The following is a 19,085-nucleotide window of genomic DNA, read 5'->3' on the forward strand; positions in this document are numbered from 1 at the left end:
GGCGCGGCTAAAGGTCCAGGCCCTGAGAGGCCGCGTTGACCTCCTTTTCGTAGTCCTCGACCAGCGCGCGCGACACGGCGCCGGGCGTGAACTTGTAAGGTCCGATTTCCGAGACCGGCGTGACTTCTGCGCCCGTGCCGCAGATGAAGCATTCCTGGAAGCCTGCCATTTCTTCCGGCACGATCCGGCGCTCGACGACTTCGATCCCGCGGCGCCGGGCGAGGTCGATGACCGTTCGACGTGTGATTCCGTCGAGGAAGCAGTCCGCGATCGGCGTGTGCAACGCGCCATCCTTCACGAAGAAGACATTCGCGCCGGTGCACTCGGCCACCCTGCCCTGCCAGTCCAGCATCAGCGCGTCCGCGTAGCCCCGCCGCTCGGCCCGGTGCTTGGAGATGGTGCAGATCATATAGAGGCCGGCGGCCTTGGCCATCGACGGCGCCGTGCGCGGATCGGGACGGCAATATTCCGCGATGTCGAGCTTGACGCCCTTCATCTTGGCGGCGATGTCGAACATGCTCGGCCAGTCCCACACCGCGATGGCGACGTGGATCGTCGAATTCTGTGCGGCGACGGCCATCATCTCGCTGCCGCGCCACGCGACCGGGCGGACATAGGAATTGACGAGATTGTTGGCCTTCAGCGTCGCGTCCTTGGCGGCGTCGAGTTCTTCGACCGTATAGGGGATCTCGAAATCGAGCAGCTGCGCGGATCGTTTGAATCGCTCGGAATGCTCGCGCGACTTGAAGATCACGCCGCCGTAGGCGCGCTCGCCCTCGAACACGCAAGAACCGTAGTGAAGCCCATGCGACAGGACATGCAGCTTGGCGTCGCGCCACGGAACGAGCGCGCCGTTTTGCCAAATGAATCCGTCGCGCTGATCGAAGGGCGGGACCATCATTGCAAGCTCCGGGAAAGCGGCGTCTTCGAGAGGACCGGGCGGCCGCTGCGACGCTTCGCCAGCACTAGCCATCGGTCAGAAATATGTCAATATAGCTGACGTATAAGCGCTCCCCGCGGCGATGCGGAAGCGACAGCCAACAGCCGGGAAATCAGTGTCTTGAGCGAAGTGCTCCAGCGAAAGACCGCCCCGAGGGCGCCGATCGGTCCGGCGGCGCCCTGTGCGCGGACCCTGCATCCTGCGACGCGGGAAGACGACGCGGAAGCCCTCGATCTCGTCGAGCTGTTTTTCTTCGCCTATCGCGACTTCGTCGGCGACGCGGACCGGTTGCTCGAGAATTACGGTTTTGGCCGCGCGCATCATCGCGTTCTGCATTTCGTGCATAGGCGCCCGGGCCTCGCCATCGCGGCGCTGCTCGACATTCTGAAAATCACGAAGCAGAGCCTCAATCGCGTTCTGAAGCAGCTTCTCGACGCGGGTTTCGTGGAGTCGCGGGCCGGCGCCGTCGACCGGCGTCAGCGCCTGCTCTATCCCACGCCCAAGGGCGCCAAGCTCGCCCGCGAGCTCGCGGCGCTTCAGTCGGCGCGCTTTCGCCGCGTGCTGGAGGAAATGCCGGCGGCGTCGCGCGGCGCGGCGGCGGCCTTTCTTTTCGCGATGGTCGACGCGACGGAAAGGGACCGGGTGCGCGCGCATCTCGGGCGCCCCGATCTTGGCCGGGAAAAGAGATGAGCGCGCCATGGCCATGATCTCCACGCGCGCCGCCGCGCCGTTCAAGGCCGCGAACGCCGCCAAAGGCGCGCATATCCTCGTCGTCGACGACGATCGGCGTATCCGCACGCTGCTTTCCCGTTATCTCGTCAGGGAGGGCTATTTCGTCAGCGCCGCCGCCGATACGGCGGAGGCCGCGGAGCGGATGCGGGACTTCGTCTTCGATCTGATCGTCCTCGACGTCATGATGCCCGGCGAAAGCGGCGCCCAATTCGCGGCGCGGCTGCGCGAAGGGCCGGAGCCCCTGCGTTCCGCGCCGATCCTCATGCTCACCGCGCTCACGGAGACGGCGAACCGCGTCGAGGGTCTCGAGGCCGGCGCCGACGATTATCTCGCCAAGCCTTTCGATCCGCGCGAACTCTCCCTGCGCATCGCGAGCATCCTGCGTCGCGCGCGCCGGACGGAGCGCGCCGATGCGCTCGTTCGCTTCGGGTTCTTCGCTTTCGACCCTTTGCGCGGCGAACTCACCAAAGCCGGCGCGCCGGTGCGGCTGACCACCCGCGAACGCGACCTGTTGCGGACGCTCGTCGACCACGCTGGCGCCATCGTTCCGCGCCAGACTCTCGCGCGTCGCGCCTCTGACCAGAACGCGGCCGAGCGCAGCGTCGACGTCGAAATCGCGCGGCTGCGACGCAAGATCGAGAGCGACCCGAATGCGCCGCGCTATCTTCAAACCGTGCGCGGTCAGGGTTACCGGCTGCTGTCGGAGCCGCCGCGGTCCGTCAGCTTGCAAAGCTAGAGGCGCCAAATGTCCCTCGTCATCGGTCAGTTCCTTTCCGCGCCGCGCCAGCTCTGGCGCCGCTTCGCAGACTGGCTGCATGCGCGGATGCCCAAGGGGCTATACGCGCGGGCGCTGCTCATCGTCATTCTGCCCGTCGTGCTGCTCCAGTCGGCGGTGGCCTATGTCTTCATGGAGCGGCATTGGGAGGTCGTCACCTATCGCCTCTCGGGCGCGGTGGCGCGGCAAGTCGCCGCCGTCGTGGACATCTATCAAACCTTTCCGGACGACGCGGCCCATAGCCAGCTTCGCCGCATCGCGGCGCTCGACCTCAACATGGAGGTCTCAGTACTGCCGAAGGAGCCGTTGCCGCCGCCTGCGGCGAAGCAATCGATCCTTGCGCTGCTCGACAAGGCGCTGACGGCCGAACTCGCGCGCAAGCTGCTTCAGCCCTACTGGATCAACGCCAATCTGCCCGGCAATCTCATCGAGATTCGGGTCGCGCTCGACGATGCGACGCTGCGGATGCTCGTCACCCGCACCCACGCCTACGCCTCGAACTCCTACATCTTCTTCATGTGGATGGCGATCGCCTCGATCATCATTCTGGCCATCGCCACCTCTTTCCTGCGCAACCAGATTCGTCCGATCCTGCGTCTCGCCCATGCGGCGGAGGAATTCGGCAAGGGCCGCGACGTGCAGTTCAGCCCGCGCGGCGCGCGCGAAGTTCGTCAGGCCGGCCACGCCTTTCTGGAAATGAAACGTCGCGTCGAGCGCGCGATCGAGCAGCGTACGACCATGCTCAACGGCGTCTCGCATGATCTGCGCACCATCATCACGCGCTTCAAGCTCTCGCTCGCGTTGATGGGCGACAGCAACGAGGCGGTCGAGATGCGCAAGGACGTCGACGAGATGGAGCGCATGGTCGAGGCCTATCTGGCTTTCGCGCGCGGCGACGGCGGCGAAACCTCGGCGCCCACGGACGTCGGCCTCATTCTCGAAGAGCTGAAGGCCGACACCGAGCGCCGCGGCATTTCGGTCGAGATGACGACCGACGGCGCGCCGGTCATACTCGCCCGTCCGGCGGCGATCAAGCGGCTTCTCGCAAATCTGGTCGGCAACGCCCAGCGCTACGGCAAGAGGATGGTGTTCACGGCGATCAACGACGGCGAGTCGTTGACTATCCATATCGACGACGACGGCCCCGGCATTCCGGTCGAACGGCGGGAGGACGCCTTCCGGCCCTTCTATCGTCTGGACGAGTCGCGCTCTCAGACGGAGGGCGGCAATTCGGGGCTGGGTCTCGCCATCGCCAGGGACATCGCGCGGTCGCACGGCGGCGAGATCGCCCTGGACCGCAGCCCGCTCGGCGGCCTGCGGGCGACCGTGACGTTGCCGATCTGACGGCGCGATCGCTCTTTTACCGCGGCGCGCCGACCGGTCGGCCCGCGCTGGTCACGCGTTCGGGTGCGGATAGTCCTCGTCCGCATCATGATGGCGGCGACGGCGCAGGCCGCCCCACTCGAACAGCCTGGCCGCCATATCCGCGAAGGGCCGCGTGAAGCGGGCGATGTCCTCGACATGCTCGACGTAGCGCTCGCCGCGCGCGATCTCGCGGTCGAGCGTCTCGAGCGCGGCTGAAAATCCCTCCTCGAACCAGGCGTCGAGGACACGGCCCCAGGCGAGCGCGAGGCCCTGCAACTTCACCGAACCGACCGGCCCGTCACAGTCTATCTCCGCAGCTTCGAGCATGAAGCGCATGGAGTTCACCGTTTCCCTGTTGAGGGCGGTCGCGATCAACGGGTCGCGCCCCGCCCAGCGCGCCACGCTCGCCAGCGCCTCGCGATGCGGCTCCAGCGCCTCGAGGCGCTTGCGCAGCACCTCGTAGAGACGGTCGCGCGCGGGGTCATGAGAACCGTCGCCCGCGACCTTTTCCAACACTTCGCGGTCGATCCGCCGGTTGAAACCGCCGATGATCGCCCCCTTGGAGGGGAAGAGGTCGCGCAAATCCGCGAGCGAAATCTCCGCCTCGTGAGCAATGTCGGCAAGGCTGACGTCGCCGAAATCGCGACGGGCCGCCAAAGCGAGGGCGGCGTCGATCACTCTGTTGCGCGCGCTCATCTTCGTCTCCGGTGTCTACTGATTTTCACTGTAGTTATCGTCGGGGGTGCGCTTGGCAAGGCGCGCCGCGGCAGGCTCAGCCGGAGAGTTCGGCCGCCCGCGCCCTCGCTGCGGCGACGGCGCGGGCCATGAGCGGCGCAAGTCCATCGTCGGCCATCAGCACGCCGAGCGCCGCCGCCGTGGTGCCGCCGGGCGACGTCACGCGCTGGCGCAAGGTCTCGGCGCTGACTTCCGGCTGGCGGTGCAGGAGTTCGCCCGCGCCCTCGATCGTCGCGCGCGCCAGACGCGCCGCGAGCTCGGCGGGAAGCCCCGCGTCCGCCCCGGCGGCGGCGAGGCACTCGACGAGATAAAAGACATAGGCCGGACCGGAGCCGGAGACCGCCGTCACCGCGTCGATCAGCGCCTCGCTTTCGACCCATTCCACCTGCCCGGCGGCGGCGAGCAGCGCATGGGCCAGAGCTCGCTGCGCCTCGCTCGTGGCGGCGCTCGCGAAGGCGCCGGTCATTCCGCGCCCGATGGCGGCCGGCGTATTCGGCATGGCGCGGACGATGGCGCAGGCGGCGGGCAGTCGCGCCGAGAGGTCGGCGATGCGCTTGCCGGCGAGGATCGAAACGACGACGGAATCCGGCCCTATAAAAGGCGCTGCGGCGACGGCTCCCGCCTCGAGCATCTGCGGCTTGACCGCCAGAATCACGGCGTCGCAGGCCGCCCCGGCGCCGGGCGCGGCGGACAGCGCATAGCCCCGAGCGGCGCACAAGTCGCGCAGGCGATTCGACGGGTTCGGCTCGATCACCGTGACCCTGTCTTCGGCGAGGCCCTGCGCCGCCCAGCCTTCCAGCAGGGCGAGGCCCATGTTGCCGGCGCCGATCAGCGCGACCGCGACGCCGTTGAGGGCGGCGCTCACGCTTCGCCCTTCGTCTCGAAATTAGCCGTGTCGAGCGCTTCCCGCGCGGATTTGCCGGCCCACAGCACGAACTGGAACGCCTGATAATAGCGTTCGCAGGCCGAGAGCGCGTTTTCGAGCAGCGCGGCGCATTGCGACGCCGACGGTTGCGCGCCGCCGGAGAGCATCAGCCCGTGGCGGTGCATCGCGACGCCTTCCTGCGGCCAGAAATCGAAGTGCCCGATCCACATCTGCTCGTTGATGGCGTTGACGAGCGCCATGACTTCGGCGCGACGCCGCTCGGGGGCCTTGAGATCGAAGGCGCAGCTGACGTGAAGCGTCTCGATCTGCGGCAGCCAGGTGAAGGCGACGTGATATTCCGTCCAGGCTCCGGCGACGGAAATCGAAATCTCGTCTTGATCTTCGCGATCGAAGGACCAGTCGTTGGTGGCGGCCAATTGCTCCACAACATCCACCGGATGTTCGGCGCGTTCTGTTTCTTTTTCGGTAGCGATCAGCATGAGCCAACCTTTTCGGGGTGTCAGCAGGACGCGGCGACTTGAACAAACTTGGGACGACGCATCACGAGACTTCGAGTAACAGGCGCCTCCTTCGAGCAGAGAGTCCGGGGCGGACGAATCACCCGCCAGAGCCACTATACTCCACCTGTTCAGAAACGCGTGACGGTTCAGCCGCGAAGCGCGCGTCAACCTGGGCGCAGACTGCGGGATTCGGCCTCCTGCGTCTATGGGCCCGCCGCCCCCTTCCACAACAAGACGCGAATTTGCTGCGAAAAAACTCTGGAGAAATCCGCCATTACTTTTTTGGTTCGAATCAGCGGCGCCAACTCCTTTGGCGCGGAAAGCGACGGCGCCCCGCTTTCGGCGGGCGAGGCGCCCGCCCCGCTCAGGGCTCCATCATCACCGGCGTTCCGATGCTGACGCGCGAGTAGAGGTCGGAGACGTCCTCGTTCAGCATGCGGATGCAGCCATAGGAGGCGGCGGTGCCGATCGAGGCGCGCATCCTCGGGCTCGTGCCGTGGATCGCGATCTCGCCGCGGTCGAGGGTCAGGGCCGCGACGCCCATGGGATTGCGGGACGAGCCGCCCGGAATGAAACCCGGCAGTTCCGGATGATCCGCGCGCACGACCGCGGGCGGCGCCCAATCCGGCTGGAAATATTTGCCGTCGATCGAGGCGTAGCCGGACCATTCCTTCCCGCGTTTCGGCACGGCGACCGGATAGCGGATCGCGACGCCCGGGCCGACGACATAGAAGAGTTTGCGCTGGCTGGCGCTGATGACGATCGTGCCGGGCTCTACGTCGGGCGAAAACGAGACGATGTCGCGCGCGAGCGCGCCCTGCGGCAAAACGGCGAGGCCAAGCGCGGCGACGGCGCCCAGCAGCGTGAACCGGAACCCGTTGAAACGCGGCATACGATAGACGGAACGCGAGCTACGCATTGCAGTTCACCCTTGCCTGAGCGGCCGAGACGGAAATTTCGATGACGGCATTTTACGTTCCGCGATGGGCTTGTCGAAGCGTTCCGCGTCTTGCGGTTAGGGCTTAAGGTTAAGTTTTTCCGTATGTTGCACGACAGCAACACCCTTTGCGGCCTCTTTTTCGCGCCTGTCAGGCCTACGCCCGCCCGGAATCCGCATCTTGCGCGACTTGCCCTCTTGACGTGGCTGCGCGATAGAAAAAAGCGATGACGAATCAAGCTTCCCCGCCACAGATTTTCGACCGCGCGCTGCTGCGCCGGCGGCTCGAGAAGGCGCTCGCCAAAGGCGCGCCGGACTTCCTGCTGACGCGGGCCGCGGACGACCTTCTGGACCGGCTTCTGACCGTTAAGAGGGAATTCCCGCGTTCACTCGATCTCGGCGCCCCCGCGGCCCATTTCTCGGAGGCGATCGTGGCGAGCGGACGCGCCGCGCCCTTGCGGGCCGGCCGGTTCGGCGGCGCCGCCGCGGTCGTAGACGAGGAGGCTCTGCCCTTCGCGCCGGCCTCGTTCGATCTCGTGGTCTCCGGCATGGCGCTGCAATGGGTCAACGACCTGCCCGGCGTCTTCGCGCAGGTGCGCCGCGCGCTCGCGCCGGACGGCCTGTTTCTGGCCTGCCTGCCGGGCGGCTCCAGCCTCGTCGAATTGCGCGCGGCGCTCGCGCAGGCGGAAGAGGAGATTACCGGGGGCGCGAGCCCGCGCGTCTCGCCTTTCGTGGACGTGAGGGACATAGGCGGGCTCTTGCAGCGCGCGGGCTTCGCCCTGCCCGTCGCCGACGTCGACAGCTTCACGCTGCGCTATGATTCGGCGCTCGCCTTGATGGCCGACCTGCGCGCCATGGGCGCCGCCAATGCGCTGGTCAGGCGCTCGACGCGGCCGATGCGCCGCGACGTTCTGGCCCGCGCCGCGCAGATTTACGCCGAGCGCTTCTCGGACCCCGACGGCCGCGTGCGCGCGAGCTTCGAAATCGTCTGGATTTCCGGCTGGGCGCCGCACGAGAGCCAGCAAAGGCCCGCCAAACCCGGTTCCGCGACCATGCGCCTCGAAGAGGCGATGAAGGCGGCCCGAGACAAGGACATTTGAATCTGAAAAATGCGCGCTCGAAAATATTTCCGGGCGCTCGATTGCTATTCTGGAAAATATCTCTATCTTGATATTATCGGGTTTCGGCCAGACGATCTTGCTTTCTTTCTCGCCTTGGGCGCGTCGGCTTGTGACTTCCTCTCCAGAACTTCGATCTACCAGCGTCGGCGCTTCCAGCTGGCGCGAAACCGTTCCTGGAAAGGACACCCCATGAATACTGGCGTCGTGAAATGGTTCAACGCGGACAAGGGTTTCGGCTTCATTCAACCGGAAGCCGGCGGTCCTGACGTGTTCGTTCACATCTCCGCAATCGAACGGGCCGGCCTTCGCTCGCTCGCCGAGGGTCAGAAAGTCAGCTACGAGGTTCTGGTCGACAGGCGCAGCGGCAAATACGCCGCGGACCAACTGCAACTACAGGGCTGATTTCCGGCGTTTCCCGGCTGGCCGCGGAATGTTCCGCGGTCCAGCGGCCACGGATCGCGGGGGCGGCGGCGCACTATGTTCGCCGCTCCCGCGAAGACCTTTTTCCCTCCAGCCCGAGGTCGACCGACATGGCCAAAGAACAACGCCGCGGCAATCGCGAGCCCAAAAAGCCGAAGAAGGCGAAGCAGTCCGGCGCCCCCCTCGCTGCGAGCGAGACCTGGGCCACGGTCGAGAAACTGAAAGCGCAAGACCGCAACAAAAAACACACGTGAGGCGGCATGACCGATTTCATCAATGCGCGCGAGCGGTTTCGGATCGCCAGGCCGACGGCCGCGGCGACCCACAAATACGCCGTCGGCGCGCATGTGACCTACAAAGTCGGCTTCGCGTCGGAAAGAACCCCGTTTCGCGTGACGCGGCAGCTGCCTGACGGCGGACAGGGTTTGCAATACCGCATCAAGGCGGATCGGGACGGCCAGGAGCGCGTCGTCGTCGAGACGGCGATCGAACGCATCGCGTGAGCTGGGGCGATACATCTCGGAGGCGATAATGGACGCGAAAGACTATCGAATGGAAGCTTCGCTGTTCTACGCCAAGAAAGCCGGCGGGCGGCAAAAGGCGCTGGTCTTCCGGCGTTTTACGGCCGCTGCGGAGGCGATCCGCTTCGCGGTCGAGGAACTTGCGCCGAAAGTTCTCGACAGTTGTTCGCTCGAAGTGAACGAAACGCAATATTTCGGTCGCGAGATCAAGCCGCTCTATGACAGCGGCTCTTTCCCCTTGCGACGCCGGGGCAAATAGCGCGCCGGCGGGCGGCGGAGGCTTTCCGCCGAAAGGAAACTCCATGGACTATGGCGTTGTAAAGTCGTTCAGCGCGGCGGATGGCTTCGGCTATATCGAACCGGACGCCGAAGGGCCGGACGTTTTCGTGGACGCCGGCGCGATCGAGCGCGCGGGCCTCACGACGCTGGCGGAGGGTCAGCGGATCGGCTACGAGCTCTTCGTCGACAAGCGAAGCGGCCGCTTCCTCGCAGACGCCCTCCAGCCTGTTTGATCGTCTCCGGCGTCTCGGGCTTGGTCACGCCGCGTTTATGGACCGGATCCGTGATCGAGAGGCGGCCCATCCCCTGCACACTCCGGGGGCAAGACGCAGAATTACGTCGACCCCGGCCGCCGACGCCGCCGCCAGCGCGGCGAACGCCACGATAACTCGGCTTAACATGGCGCAGGCGCCCGCCGCTCTTGTCCGTCCAGAAGCCGCGAGATACACGAAGCGGCGACCGAGGCGCCGTCCTCCTGTCCGACCGACGGCCCGATTTCGGCGGCCCGTCGCGCGCAACGCCCGTCGCACAGCAGCGCCTCCAGCTCGCGCTGGAGGATGCCGGCGTTCGCCGATTTTCCATCCGTCGCGCGAGCGACTCCGATGCGGGTCAGCCGCTCGGCGTTGTCGAACTGGTCGCCAAGGAAGGGCGTGACGAGCTGCGGGCGTCCGGCGCGCAGCGCCTGCCCCGACGTGCCCACGCCGCCATGATGCGCCACCGCGCAGGCGCGCGGGAAGATCAGCGAATGCGGGGCATATGGGGCCACATGCATGTCGCGCGGCAGGTCCGTTGCGATAGCAGGCACGTCGTCCTCATGCGCAAGCAGCACCGCCCGGCGCCTCAGATTTTGCGCCGCCGCCATGCAATCCCGATAAAACGCGTTGCGCGCCCGCGCGACGAAGCTGCCGAGCGTGAAGACGATCGGCGGCTCTCCCGCCTCGAGAAATGCCTCTAGCGCGGACGAAAGCGCGCCGCCCACCCCGTAGCGGTCGTGGAACGTATGGCCGGCCACCAGCGTCCGGGAGCCGTGGTCCGGCTGCGGCGGCGCGAGCTTGGGGCTGAACAGGCCGATGATCGCGTCGCTCGACTTCACGCCCAGCAGAAGGTCCAGACCATAACGCGGTTTGAGGCCCAACTCCCGCCTCAGGCGGCGCAATGGCTCCGCCCAAAGGGCGACGGCGTGGGACAGCGACCAGAGCAGAAAGCGGTTGTAGGCGATCTCGACGGGCCAGACCGGCGCGCGGCGCAACGGCACGCGGGAGCCGAGCGGCGGATCATAGGCCGAATAGAGCATCATCGGCGACAGCAGCACCGTGACGAGCGGCAGCCCCCTGGCCTCGGCAACGAGACGCGCCGAAAAGGCGAGGCTATGGGCGACGATGGCGACCGCCTCCCCGCTTGCGTCAAAAAGATCGTCGTAGCTTTCCCGCAGATGTGGAAATATGAGGGTGTCGAAGAGAAACTTGTCGTCTTCGGCCATGCGGCGGGCGATCGCCCCCATATCCATGTCGAGCCGCGTCGTGAGATCGTCGGCGTCCGGGCGGATCGGCGCGAAAGCCAGTCCTTCGGCCCGGATGTAGTCGGCATAGGCGCCGCTCGTGGCGATGACCGGCTCGAATCCCTCGCGCGCCAGGGCGAGGGCCAGGGCGACGAACGGATGGAGGTCGCCGAGCGAGCCGAAGGTGGCGATGAGGATTTTTCGCGCGGTCAGGGGCTGCTCCAGAGCCAAGCTTCTGAAAAAGAACCGCTAATCCAAAAGCAGCGTCCCGACAACCCTATGTTGGCGCCCTGCATTGATCATTCGGCGATATGGTCTAGAGATGACAGTGAGAATGTCACGGAAGGATGGCCTCGTGGCCGACGACAAACCCTCCCTCGCCGGCATGACCCGCGCGGAGATCGGCGACGCTTTGAGCGCGCTCGGCCTGCCCGAGCGTGAAATCCGCATGCGCGTGTCGCAACTCTGGCACTGGATTTATTTCCGGGGCGCCCGCGATTTCGGCGACATGCTCAACGTCTCCAAGGCTTTGCGCGCGACGCTGGACGGCGCCTTCGCGCTGCGCCTGCCGGAAATCGTCGAAGAACAGGTTTCGGTCGACGGCACCCGCAAATGGCTGCTGCGCCTCGCGCCCGTCGACGCGCTGGACAAGGGCGCGGAAGTCGAGTGCGTCTACATCCCCGAGAGCGACCGCGGCACGCTCTGCGTCTCCTCGCAGGTGGGCTGCACGCTCAATTGCAGTTTCTGCCACACCGGCACCCAGAAGCTCGTGCGCAATCTGACGACCGCGGAGATCGTGGGGCAGCTTCTCGTCGCGCGCCAGCGGCTCGGCGACTTCCCCGGCCGCGAACGGCCGACGGACGGGCTCGTGCCCTCGGGCGAGGGCGTGCGCGCGGTCTCCAACATCGTCTTCATGGGCATGGGCGAGCCGCTTTACAACATCGACAACGTCATGGCCGCGATCGAGGTCATGGCGGACGGCGACGGGCTGTCCCTCTCCAAGCGCCGCATCACGGTCTCGACGTCTGGCGTCGTGCCGCAGATCGAGACGCTCGGCGCCGAATGCGGCCCTGCCCTCGCGATTTCGCTCCACGCCGTGCGCGACGATCTGCGCAACGAACTGGTGCCGCTCAACAGGAAATATCCGATCAGGGAATTGCTTCAGGCATGCCGCCGCTATCCGGGCGCCAGCAACGCCCGCCGCATCACCTTCGAATATGTGATGCTCAAGGGCGTGAACGATAGCCCGGCCGAAGCGCGCGAACTCGTGCGGCTGCTCAAGGGCGTCCCGGCGAAGATCAATCTGATCCCCTTCAATCCATGGCCCGGCGCGCCCTATGAATGCTCCGACTGGGAGACGATCGAACGCTTCTCCGACATTGTCTTCAACGCCGGCTACGCGAGCCCCGTGCGCACGCCGCGCGGCAGGGACATTCTAGCCGCCTGCGGGCAATTGAAGAGCGAAACGGAAAAACTACGCGCCCGGGCGCGGCTGGCGGCGGAGTGAACGGGCGCCCGCCGTCGCGATCCAGGCCAGCGCCGCCGTTATCGCCACATTCCAGTTCGCCAGCGTCAATCCTAGCACCCACAAGGTCGGCTCGTCGCAGCGCACGACCTTCACGGTCTGCAACTGCTTCATGAAGTCCTCGACCGACCCGGCGGTTTGCAGCGCGCCGGAGCAGTCGCCCGGCCCCGGGAAAATCTTCCACTCCACGCCGGAATGGTAGATCGACAGCGCCGCGTCGCCGGCGAAGAGCGCCGCCATCAGCAGGAAGGCGACCCGCGCGAGCCCTGCCCGCCCCGTCTGCGCGGCGAAGCCCGCGAGCGGCGCCAGCGCAAAAGCGGCGTAATAGGGAACGCGCTCCCTATAGCAAAGCTCGCAGGGCAGATAGCCAAGCGCTTCGTAAACCCACGCGCCGCCGATCGTCGCGAGCGACGCCGCGAGGATGAGCGCCGCAAGGTTGCGCGGCGCGGCGAGACGGCCGAGATCGATCATGGTCAGAACATTTTCGCGGCGAGCGCGAAGCCGGCCACGACGATCACCGCGAGCGAGCCGACGAACAGGCCGAAATGGCGCTCGAGTTTCAGGCGGATCGTGTCGCCGAAATGGTTGATCGCCGCCGCGAGCAGGAAGAATCGCGCGCCGCGGGTGATGAACGAAAGGGCGATGAACAGCGGGAAATTATAGGCGAGCAGACCCGAGACGATGGTCACGAGCTTGTAGGGGATAGGCGTGAAGCCCTTCACCAGAATGAAGATCGCGCCCCACTGGGCGTAGAAGGCGCGCAGCGCGTTCATCTTCTCCGCATAGCCGTAGAGATTGATGAGCCACAGCCCGATCGTATCGTAGAACAGCGCGCCGAAAGCGTAGCCCAGCGCCCCGCCCGAGACAGAGGCGATGGTGCACAGCGCGGCGAAATACCAGGCCTTTTTCGGCTCGGCGAGCGTCATCGGCACGAGGATCACGTCCGGCGGCACGGGAAAGAACGAACTCTCGGCGAAAGCGATGGCCCCGAGCGCGATGGGCGCATGCTTGCTGGAGGCGAGCGACATGGTCCAGTCGTAAAGCTTTTTCATTTTGCCTCGTGCGGATCGGGCGTCACGGTTCGATCCTGCCGTTACCACGAAAAGTTTAACCTAAAGAAGGCGGCCGCCGGGTTGACGGAGCCCCGCGCACGGCTAATATCCGCGCGCTCGGCGGTCGCGGTTTTCGAACCTCCTCCGCGCCTGGGCCCCTGTGGCGGAATTGGTAGACGCGCTCGACTCAAAATCGAGTTCCGCAAGGAGTGCTGGTTCGACTCCGGCCAGGGGCACCAAATCGCTGTTCTCCAGCGTCAAAAACATCCAAAAATCACTATGTAAAAAATGGTTGACGGCGTTTCGGCGTTCCCGGGCGTCCGTTGGCGCGGGTAGGACGAAATGACGGGCGCTGGCTTGCGTCCGCGCGTCTGTCGCGCGACTCGGGCACGCCCATTCTCCGGACGGCAAAACCTTCCCCCTGGCGCCGCGCCGCCTGAACCAACGCCGCGGGGGCCGAAAAGAATGACCGCGCCGGAAGGCCATCGCTGGCGTCTTCGTTGGCGCAAAACGCCCGTGAGTTTAACAATACCTTTTATATCAACTACTTTGCCATCGAACGCGACTCTGGCGAGGCCGCTGTCTCGCGCTTCTCATTTCAACTGAAGCGGAACGATCTGCCCTCTCCCGCGTTAAAGCGAGTGGCACAATTTGTTCGCCCGTTCCGCGCGGAGCCGGCGCTCCTCTCAATATTGCCCGGCATTTCGACCCGCGAAATTTTTTCCAATCAACTCCCGGGAGGCGATATGATTTTCTCTTTCAAAGGCCCCCTCGCAGCGCCCCGAGCATTATTCTACTGTGCTTCCGCCGCTCCGTCCCGCATCCTGCGGCGGGCGGCCCGCCTGAGTCTGCTGGCATTGGCCATCAGCGCCGGCGGCGCGGGGGCGGAGGCCGCCAATCTGCTCGCCAACGGGGATTTCGAGGCGCCGCCGGTTCCGGCGGGGTCGTTCACGCGCTTCGCGACAGGGTCGCTCATCAGCGGCTGGCGCGTGGTGGGCGCGGCGGGCAATGTGGACCTCATCAGCGGAACTTACGTGTCGGGCGCATTTACCGCCACCCCGCGGTCCGGCCAGCAATGGCTCGACCTGACCGGCATCAGCCACACCGCGACCGGCGTCGCGCAGACCGTGCCGACGACCGCCGGCAGGCTTTACGAGCTGTCGTTTCACGTCGGCAATGTGGTCAACCCCGGCGGCCCGCTCGGCGTGACGAGCCTCGTGCGCGTGTTCGTCAACGGGACGCCGCTCATGACGGCGACGAACAGCGCCGGCGCCGGCCAGAACAAGGTCGTCTGGCGGCGGTTCTCCGCCACTATCGTAGCGAGCGGGCCGAACACGACGATCACATTTCTGAACGGCGACTCCGCCGCAGACGACTCCTGCGGTCTGGACGACGTGACGTTGATCCCGCTGTTCGCGGTCGGCGAATAACGCCGCGCGAGACGGACATCGAGGTTCTCGGGCAGGCCGCCGTCTCTCTCGGCGGCCGGGCTTTATGGCGCGCAATAATACCCAGGCCGAACCCTTTGATAGCGAACATAGCTTCCGCCGGGGCTCCGGTTGAACTCATTCGCCACGCATTTGCCGCCGACGCGCACGAAAGGGGCGACATAACCCCAGGGATACCATTCGTCCGTCGCGGGATAGGCGCTCACGAGGCCGGCGTCGTAGGCCCAGTCCCCGGCGTAGCCCCATCCGGGCCAAGCCTCTCGCACCCAGGGACCGAGTTGCGTGGGTCCGGGCGCGCGCAATTGCGGTTCGCGGCGATGCGCCCGCGCCCCCGCTTCGGACGCGGCCCCAAGGACAAGCGCCGCCGCGAGAAAACCGCTCGCCATGTGTCTGGCCGCACCCATCACGTCCTCCCGCTATTCACTGGCCCGACAGAAGCATGATCCGCGACGCCGCGAAACGGGGCCGCGCGCATATCTCTCCTCTCCGCGCTTGAAGCGGCCGGGACGCGCACAAGATCCCGGAGGCGTCCGCAAGCGGCGGCGCAGGGAGACGGAACCATGACAAACGACAATCCGAACCTTGCCAAGAACAAATACATCTTCGCGGGCGTCGGCGCCGTATTGGGCGGCCTGACTGGGGCCGCCATCGGCGGCGGGCTGATCGTGCTGATCGGCGCGGGCGTCGGCGGGCTTCTGGGCTATAACGCTCTCAGGCGGCTGTAAGCGCCGGCGGCCCTTCAGTCGCGTTGATTGATGAACAGCATGGCGATCCCCACGCTGCCGATGAAGCGGAAAGCGGGCTCCTGCATGTTGTAGACGCCCGCCCGCCACATCTGGAACCATTCGCCGCCGACGGCCATGAAGCCGAAGAGATAGAGCAGAAAGCCGATGCTCAGTCCGGCGATCGCCACGCCCTTCGCGCCGTTGAACGCCGCCGCGTCGGCCACCCGCGCGCGCCACAGAAGCCATGTTCCGTAAAGCGTGAGACCCGCGGAGACGGCCTCGGTCACGATGATGAAAACGTAGCAAAGGTGATGCAGCGCCGGACTCGTGATCGCGCGCCAGGTCAAGGGGCTCGGCGGAATCATGTCCATGGACAGGATGTGCTTCACCACGTCGAAATTCGCGCCGTAGTCGAGGACATTGCCGAGCGCCACCAGCGCAATGAGCGCGCCGCAGGCGGCCGCGACCGCAATCTTGGCGAGTCTTGTCATCATGTCGCCGTCTCCTCCCGACGCGAAGGCGTCAGCCTAGCGGGATCGGACGCGAAAGGAAACGAGGGGGTCGCCGCGCGCGCCCGAAGCGCCCCTGTCGCGCGCATCGCCCGCTTCGCGAGCGGCCGTAGTCGCGCCAAAGCGAAGGCGGCGAGCCGGCCCTTCAGGCTGGACGCAATAAACCGGCCTCGCACCGGAACTTCGCCTGACGACCAGGCCAGCTTGTAAGGGTCCGCGGGCAGAAGCAGGTCGTAGCGGGAAAGCCCCTCCTCCGCGCATCGCGCGATCAGACGGGCGGTCAGAGACTGGCCGGGCGAGCCTTCGGAGAACCGCGGGTCGTAGCAGGCGAGGAGCGAACGGTAGGCGTCGCCGCCGACGAAGCCGATTTCGATCGCCGCCGTATCCGCGCCCACGCACAGGGCGTGAACGCGCAGCCCCCCCTCGCGGGCGAGAGCGGCGGCGAATTCCTCCGAAGCCGGATTGGAGAGCCCGGCGCTGTAAACGCCCTTGCCGCGCAGCCATTCGCGCTTCAGCGTGAAGGCGCGGCGCGCCAGACGCTCCCGTTCGGCAGGCGTCCGCGCCTCGTGAAGCGAAACGGGCCCGAGCGCGTCGAGCCGTTTCGCGCGCCGCTCAACGCTCTTGTGGCGCCGGCGATTTGGCGCGCGCAAATCAAGATAGGGCGCGGACAGCGCCTCGCCTTCGCCGGCGCCGGCGGCGAATACGCCGTCTGCGCGAATGCGCGTGAGCGCGAAAAGATCGACGTCTCGCCATCGCGCCATGCCAGCTTCCGCCGCGTTGCGCCAGCGTGCGCGCCCCTCTCCCCCTTCCGCGAGCGCGTCGCCATACTGCGTCATCGGCTCGCCAATCCATCGCGCGATCGAGACGCCCAGCCGCCGCTCGATCTGCAAGGGCAGGAGCATGACGAGCCGGCCCGCCTCCCGCACGCAAACGAGGCTCGGACGAACCCGAGGCCCGGCGGCCGCAAGCCAGGCGCGGCACCAGCGGAAATTCTGAAAGCCCGTCGCCTCCGGCGTCGCGCGCTCCAGCGCGTCCCACTCGGCCTCGAGGGCGTCCATCTCCGCGAGCGTCCCGATGCGCTCGACCCGGCAGGAGGTTTCGACGGCCACGCTATTTCATGATCTGGTAGGGCGCGACGTCGCTGAAGCCCAGTTCGGCGCGCGGATCGACCCGGAAGTCGATCGTCATGGGCACCCCCTCCCTGCGAGCGAGTTTCCGAAACCCCTTGTGCGCGGCGGCCAGCGCCAGTTTAGCGAAAAAGGCGGGTCCGCTCGTCGCCCGCGACAAATCCCGTCCGCCGAGCAGCGGCCGCAACAGGCCGTTGGCGTAATCGACCACATAGCCGTCGCGCAGCTCGTCGGTCCAGTGCTCGGTCGTGAAGGAGACGTTGACGCAATCGGCGTTGCGGACTCGATGCGGGGAATTGCGCGGCCAGGTCGTCCAGTCGCCGGCCTCGAGTTCGAAACTTTCGGCCGCCGCCTCATAGGACGGGTCGTAGGGCAGTTCCGTATCGAAACTGCGCTGAAGCACGATGTTCTCGATCGTGCTTTGCGGCAGATGCGGCGGGCGCGGCGGATAGACCCATACCCGTTTGCGGCCCCTCACCTGCCACAGGCTCTGGCCGGGAACGTCCGCATGAAGCGCCACATTCATGTTGGGCGACGAGATGAGAACGCTCATCGAGCGCTTGTAGCTGCGAAATCCCGGAACGCTGCGCTCGATGTCGGCGAAGAGGTCGTCGAGAAACTCGCCATAAGCTTCGAACGCCTCGTGCACGCGCTGGAGGTGCACCCAGATATTGCCGCGCGCCACCGCCTCCATGACCTCTCGGCCTGAAAGGCCGATCATGTCGCCCTCCCGCCATTTGCGGGGGTCGGTCTCGCCGCGGGGCATGGTGTTGACGTGGAACAGATCGCGCGGCGTGGCCTCGATCAGCCGCTCCAGCGCTTCGTCCGAAAACAGCAGGCTGTCTGCGAGCCTGTGCTTCAGCAGCATCGGTCGGCGGCCGAAATCCCTGATCTGCTCGGGGGTCCACTCTATCGAGGAAATTTCCATGGCCATTGATCGCCGCGCCTCTCGAGCTTCAGCGATAGCGCCAAATGGAAAACAAAAGATGGACGCATCCTCGAAGCTTCGACGGGCGCGAGACAGCGGGCGATTCTCTCCCGATGCGGGCCGGTCGCGCCCGCTAGCGCGACGAGCGCCCGGAATCGCGCCAATTGGACAAACGGGCCGCGATGTGCCCATTTCTGGGTAGAGAGTAACCTTAACCGATGCAACCCCTGACCATCGAAAGGTTTTGTCGAGCACGACCGGCGCTTCCCTCGCCGGACCCTGGCTCGTGACGGATCGGCGCCAATTGGCGGTTGTCAGCGGATCGGCAGGAGGGGCGCAGATGATTGATCTCTACTACTGGCCAACTCCAAACGGCCACAAAATCACGATCATTCTGGAGGAGACCGGCCTCGCCTATCGGATCAAGCCGGTCGACATCGGCAAGGGCGACCAGTTCAAGCCGGATTTTCTGGCGATCTCGCCCAACAACCGGATGCCGGCGATCGTGGACCGCGCGCCGGCCGACGGCGGCGCCGAGGTCGCCATCTTCGAGTCCGGCGCGATTCTATTGTATCTCGCCGAGAAGACGGGCCGCCTGTTGCCGGGCGACTTGCGCGGACGGATGCGCGCCCTGCAGTGGCTGTTCTGGCAGGTCGGCGGGCTCGGCCCGATGGCGGGGCAAAACCACCATTTCGCCAAATACGCCCCCGCCCGAATTCCCTACGCCATCGACCGCTATCGAAACGAAACCGGCCGCCTCTACGGCGTGCTCGACCGGGAGCTGGCGAAGTCGCCATTCATCGCGGGCGACTACTCGATCGCCGACATCGCCTGCTATCCGTGGATCGTTCCGCACGAGGACCAGGGGCAGGATCTCGACGATTTCCCGCATCTAAAACGCTGGTTCGAGTCGATCAGGTCGCGTCCGGCCGTGACTCGCGCCTATGCCGCCGGCGCGCCCTATGGGCGGCGAGGGCCGGACTTCACCGCGCTGGAGCGGGAGATTCTCTTCGGCCAGACAGCCGCGCGCCCCGACACGAAATAGGCTATAGCCGGCGCATC

Annotated in this window: 25 protein-coding genes and 1 tRNA gene; 14 read left to right on the forward strand and 12 right to left on the reverse strand. The window is 66.1% G+C overall.

The features are described from left to right. Positions 1-7: 7 nt before the first annotated feature. Positions 8-901: a branched-chain amino acid aminotransferase gene (locus ACV959_RS09480; protein ID WP_475736369.1), complete on the reverse strand. Its 894-nt coding sequence runs from the start codon at positions 899-901 to the stop codon at positions 8-10. A 201-nt stretch (positions 902-1,102) separates the two neighbouring features. Between ACV959_RS09480 and ACV959_RS09485 the strand changes: the two genes are divergently transcribed. Genes ACV959_RS09485 through ACV959_RS09495 form a run of 3 tightly spaced genes read left to right on the forward strand, consistent with a single transcriptional unit; the run spans position 1,103 to position 3,791 of the window. Further along, a complete protein-coding gene (locus ACV959_RS09485) occupies positions 1,103-1,630 on the forward strand; it encodes a MarR family winged helix-turn-helix transcriptional regulator (protein WP_475739628.1) in 528 nt (175 codons plus the stop codon). A gap of 13 nt (positions 1,631-1,643) precedes the next feature. Beyond that, positions 1,644-2,408 (forward strand): response regulator, encoded by a 765-nt coding sequence (locus ACV959_RS09490; protein WP_475739629.1) that lies wholly within the window; start codon positions 1,644-1,646, stop codon positions 2,406-2,408. 9 nt (positions 2,409-2,417) lie between these two features. Beyond that, a complete protein-coding gene (locus ACV959_RS09495) occupies positions 2,418-3,791 on the forward strand; it encodes an ATP-binding protein (RefSeq protein WP_475736370.1) in 1,374 nt (457 codons plus the stop codon). A gap of 51 nt (positions 3,792-3,842) precedes the next feature. On the opposite strand, the gene ACV959_RS09500 is transcribed toward ACV959_RS09495, so the two are convergent. The 4 genes from ACV959_RS09500 to ACV959_RS09515 all read right to left on the reverse strand — a co-directional run bounded on the left by ACV959_RS09500 (position 3,843) and on the right by ACV959_RS09515 (position 6,825). Beyond that, positions 3,843-4,508: a TetR/AcrR family transcriptional regulator gene (locus tag ACV959_RS09500; RefSeq protein ID WP_475736371.1), complete on the reverse strand. Its 666-nt coding sequence runs from the start codon at positions 4,506-4,508 to the stop codon at positions 3,843-3,845. Positions 4,509-4,584: 76 nt separating this feature from the next. Continuing rightward, the gene (gene proC / locus ACV959_RS09505; protein WP_475736372.1) at positions 4,585-5,412 is read right to left on the reverse strand and encodes a pyrroline-5-carboxylate reductase; all 828 of its coding nucleotides are present in this window, start codon (positions 5,410-5,412) and stop codon (positions 4,585-4,587) included. Beyond that, a complete protein-coding gene (locus ACV959_RS09510) occupies positions 5,409-5,912 on the reverse strand; it encodes a type III secretion system chaperone family protein (protein WP_475736373.1) in 504 nt (167 codons plus the stop codon). Before ACV959_RS09510 ends, proC begins: the two co-directional genes overlap by 4 nt. 385 nt (positions 5,913-6,297) lie before the next feature. Continuing rightward, on the reverse strand, positions 6,298-6,825 hold the full coding sequence (locus ACV959_RS09515) for a L,D-transpeptidase (RefSeq protein WP_475739631.1): 528 nt from the start codon (positions 6,823-6,825) through the stop codon (positions 6,298-6,300). A 272-nt stretch (positions 6,826-7,097) separates the two neighbouring features. Here ACV959_RS09515 and ACV959_RS09520 point away from each other — a divergent pair, with 272 nt between their 5' ends. The 6 genes from ACV959_RS09520 to ACV959_RS09545 all read left to right on the forward strand — a co-directional run bounded on the left by ACV959_RS09520 (position 7,098) and on the right by ACV959_RS09545 (position 9,444). Continuing rightward, positions 7,098-7,970 (forward strand): methyltransferase domain-containing protein, encoded by an 873-nt coding sequence (locus ACV959_RS09520; protein WP_475736374.1) that lies wholly within the window; start codon positions 7,098-7,100, stop codon positions 7,968-7,970. A 210-nt stretch (positions 7,971-8,180) separates the two neighbouring features. Further along, positions 8,181-8,393: a cold-shock protein gene (locus ACV959_RS09525; RefSeq protein WP_475736375.1), complete on the forward strand. Its 213-nt coding sequence runs from the start codon at positions 8,181-8,183 to the stop codon at positions 8,391-8,393. A 128-nt stretch (positions 8,394-8,521) separates the two neighbouring features. Then, positions 8,522-8,665: a hypothetical protein gene (locus ACV959_RS09530; protein ID WP_475736376.1), complete on the forward strand. Its 144-nt coding sequence runs from the start codon at positions 8,522-8,524 to the stop codon at positions 8,663-8,665. A 6-nt stretch (positions 8,666-8,671) separates the two neighbouring features. After that, entirely contained in the window at positions 8,672-8,914 is a 243-nt protein-coding gene (locus tag ACV959_RS09535) for a hypothetical protein (RefSeq protein WP_475736377.1), read from the forward strand. A 28-nt stretch (positions 8,915-8,942) separates the two neighbouring features. Then, entirely contained in the window at positions 8,943-9,191 is a 249-nt protein-coding gene (locus ACV959_RS09540; RefSeq protein ID WP_475736378.1) for a hypothetical protein, read from the forward strand. A gap of 43 nt (positions 9,192-9,234) precedes the next feature. Beyond that, on the forward strand, positions 9,235-9,444 hold the full coding sequence (locus ACV959_RS09545; RefSeq protein WP_475736379.1) for a cold-shock protein: 210 nt from the start codon (positions 9,235-9,237) through the stop codon (positions 9,442-9,444). A gap of 161 nt (positions 9,445-9,605) precedes the next feature. Here ACV959_RS09545 and ACV959_RS09550 read toward each other — a convergent pair whose 3' ends face one another. Further along, on the reverse strand, positions 9,606-10,940 hold the full coding sequence (locus ACV959_RS09550; protein ID WP_475736380.1) for a glycosyltransferase: 1,335 nt from the start codon (positions 10,938-10,940) through the stop codon (positions 9,606-9,608). 103 nt (positions 10,941-11,043) lie between these two features. On the opposite strand from ACV959_RS09550, the gene rlmN reads away from it, so the two are divergent. Continuing rightward, positions 11,044-12,216, forward strand: a complete 1,173-nt coding sequence (gene rlmN, locus ACV959_RS09555; protein ID WP_475736381.1) for a dual-specificity RNA methyltransferase RlmN — start codon at positions 11,044-11,046, stop codon at positions 12,214-12,216. Here rlmN and ACV959_RS09560 read toward each other — a convergent pair. Continuing rightward, positions 12,184-12,705: a disulfide bond formation protein B gene (locus tag ACV959_RS09560; RefSeq protein ID WP_475736382.1), complete on the reverse strand. Its 522-nt coding sequence runs from the start codon at positions 12,703-12,705 to the stop codon at positions 12,184-12,186. The genes rlmN and ACV959_RS09560 overlap by 33 nt on opposite strands. Positions 12,706-12,707: 2 nt before the next feature. Then, a complete protein-coding gene (locus tag ACV959_RS09565; protein WP_475736383.1) occupies positions 12,708-13,286 on the reverse strand; it encodes a YqaA family protein in 579 nt (192 codons plus the stop codon). A gap of 154 nt (positions 13,287-13,440) precedes the next feature. On the opposite strand from ACV959_RS09565, the gene ACV959_RS09570 reads away from it, so the two are divergent. Next, a tRNA-Leu gene (locus tag ACV959_RS09570) sits at positions 13,441-13,525 on the forward strand. A gap of 261 nt (positions 13,526-13,786) precedes the next feature. Then, on the forward strand, positions 13,787-14,716 hold the full coding sequence (locus tag ACV959_RS09575) for a DUF642 domain-containing protein (protein WP_475736384.1): 930 nt from the start codon (positions 13,787-13,789) through the stop codon (positions 14,714-14,716). A 62-nt stretch (positions 14,717-14,778) separates the two neighbouring features. On the opposite strand, the gene ACV959_RS09580 is transcribed toward ACV959_RS09575, so the two are convergent. Next, entirely contained in the window at positions 14,779-15,138 is a 360-nt protein-coding gene (locus ACV959_RS09580; protein ID WP_475736385.1) for a hypothetical protein, read from the reverse strand. 156 nt (positions 15,139-15,294) lie between these two features. Between ACV959_RS09580 and ACV959_RS09585 the strand changes: the two genes are divergently transcribed. Further along, positions 15,295-15,459 carry a hypothetical protein gene (locus ACV959_RS09585; protein ID WP_475736386.1) on the forward strand — a complete coding sequence of 55 codons (165 nt, stop codon included), beginning with the start codon at positions 15,295-15,297 and terminating at the stop codon, positions 15,457-15,459. A gap of 14 nt (positions 15,460-15,473) precedes the next feature. Here ACV959_RS09585 and ACV959_RS09590 read toward each other — a convergent pair whose 3' ends face one another. Genes ACV959_RS09590 through ACV959_RS09600 form a run of 3 tightly spaced genes read right to left on the reverse strand, consistent with a single transcriptional unit; the run spans position 15,474 to position 18,029 of the window. Next, a complete protein-coding gene (locus ACV959_RS09590; RefSeq protein WP_475736387.1) occupies positions 15,474-15,953 on the reverse strand; it encodes a DUF2165 family protein in 480 nt (159 codons plus the stop codon). Then, positions 15,950-17,077 (reverse strand): GNAT family N-acetyltransferase, encoded by a 1,128-nt coding sequence (locus ACV959_RS09595; protein ID WP_475736388.1) that lies wholly within the window; start codon positions 17,075-17,077, stop codon positions 15,950-15,952. Before ACV959_RS09595 ends, ACV959_RS09590 begins: the two co-directional genes overlap by 4 nt. 1 nt (position 17,078) lies before the next feature. Then, positions 17,079-18,029, reverse strand: coding sequence for a hypothetical protein (locus ACV959_RS09600; protein WP_475736389.1), 951 nt, complete (start codon positions 18,027-18,029; stop codon positions 17,079-17,081). A gap of 334 nt (positions 18,030-18,363) precedes the next feature. Here ACV959_RS09600 and ACV959_RS09605 point away from each other — a divergent pair, with 334 nt between their 5' ends. Continuing rightward, positions 18,364-19,068 carry a glutathione S-transferase N-terminal domain-containing protein gene (locus ACV959_RS09605; RefSeq protein WP_475736390.1) on the forward strand — a complete coding sequence of 235 codons (705 nt, stop codon included), beginning with the start codon at positions 18,364-18,366 and terminating at the stop codon, positions 19,066-19,068. Positions 19,069-19,085: the final 17 nt, after the last annotated feature.

The sequence above is a fragment of the Methylocystis sp. Se48 genome (genome assembly GCF_056269425.1).

Bases quoted from the DNA above. Each gene is read 5' to 3' on its own strand.
- ACV959_RS09585 (WP_475736386.1), top strand. From the start codon at position 15,295: ATGACAAACGACAATCCGAACCTTGCCAAGAACAAATACATCTTCGCG.
- ACV959_RS09565 (WP_475736383.1), bottom strand. From the start codon at position 13,286: ATGAAAAAGCTTTACGACTGGACCATGTCGCTCGCCTCCAGCAAGCAT.
- ACV959_RS09605 (WP_475736390.1), top strand. From the start codon at position 18,364: ATGATTGATCTCTACTACTGGCCAACTCCAAACGGCCACAAAATCACG.
- ACV959_RS09540 (WP_475736378.1), top strand. From the start codon at position 8,943: ATGGACGCGAAAGACTATCGAATGGAAGCTTCGCTGTTCTACGCCAAG.
- rlmN (WP_475736381.1), top strand. From the start codon at position 11,044: ATGTCACGGAAGGATGGCCTCGTGGCCGACGACAAACCCTCCCTCGCC.
- ACV959_RS09480 (WP_475736369.1), bottom strand. From the start codon at position 901: ATGATGGTCCCGCCCTTCGATCAGCGCGACGGATTCATTTGGCAAAAC.
- ACV959_RS09590 (WP_475736387.1), bottom strand. From the start codon at position 15,953: ATGATGACAAGACTCGCCAAGATTGCGGTCGCGGCCGCCTGCGGCGCG.
- ACV959_RS09545 (WP_475736379.1), top strand. From the start codon at position 9,235: ATGGACTATGGCGTTGTAAAGTCGTTCAGCGCGGCGGATGGCTTCGGC.
- ACV959_RS09580 (WP_475736385.1), bottom strand. From the start codon at position 15,138: ATGGGTGCGGCCAGACACATGGCGAGCGGTTTTCTCGCGGCGGCGCTT.
- ACV959_RS09510 (WP_475736373.1), bottom strand. From the start codon at position 5,912: ATGCTGATCGCTACCGAAAAAGAAACAGAACGCGCCGAACATCCGGTG.
- ACV959_RS09600 (WP_475736389.1), bottom strand. From the start codon at position 18,029: ATGGCCATGGAAATTTCCTCGATAGAGTGGACCCCCGAGCAGATCAGG.
- ACV959_RS09520 (WP_475736374.1), top strand. From the start codon at position 7,098: ATGACGAATCAAGCTTCCCCGCCACAGATTTTCGACCGCGCGCTGCTG.
- ACV959_RS09495 (WP_475736370.1), top strand. From the start codon at position 2,418: ATGTCCCTCGTCATCGGTCAGTTCCTTTCCGCGCCGCGCCAGCTCTGG.
- ACV959_RS09535 (WP_475736377.1), top strand. From the start codon at position 8,672: ATGACCGATTTCATCAATGCGCGCGAGCGGTTTCGGATCGCCAGGCCG.
- ACV959_RS09490 (WP_475739629.1), top strand. From the start codon at position 1,644: ATGATCTCCACGCGCGCCGCCGCGCCGTTCAAGGCCGCGAACGCCGCC.
- ACV959_RS09515 (WP_475739631.1), bottom strand. From the start codon at position 6,825: ATGCCGCGTTTCAACGGGTTCCGGTTCACGCTGCTGGGCGCCGTCGCC.
- ACV959_RS09525 (WP_475736375.1), top strand. From the start codon at position 8,181: ATGAATACTGGCGTCGTGAAATGGTTCAACGCGGACAAGGGTTTCGGC.
- ACV959_RS09530 (WP_475736376.1), top strand. From the start codon at position 8,522: ATGGCCAAAGAACAACGCCGCGGCAATCGCGAGCCCAAAAAGCCGAAG.
- ACV959_RS09500 (WP_475736371.1), bottom strand. From the start codon at position 4,508: ATGAGCGCGCGCAACAGAGTGATCGACGCCGCCCTCGCTTTGGCGGCC.
- ACV959_RS09560 (WP_475736382.1), bottom strand. From the start codon at position 12,705: ATGATCGATCTCGGCCGTCTCGCCGCGCCGCGCAACCTTGCGGCGCTC.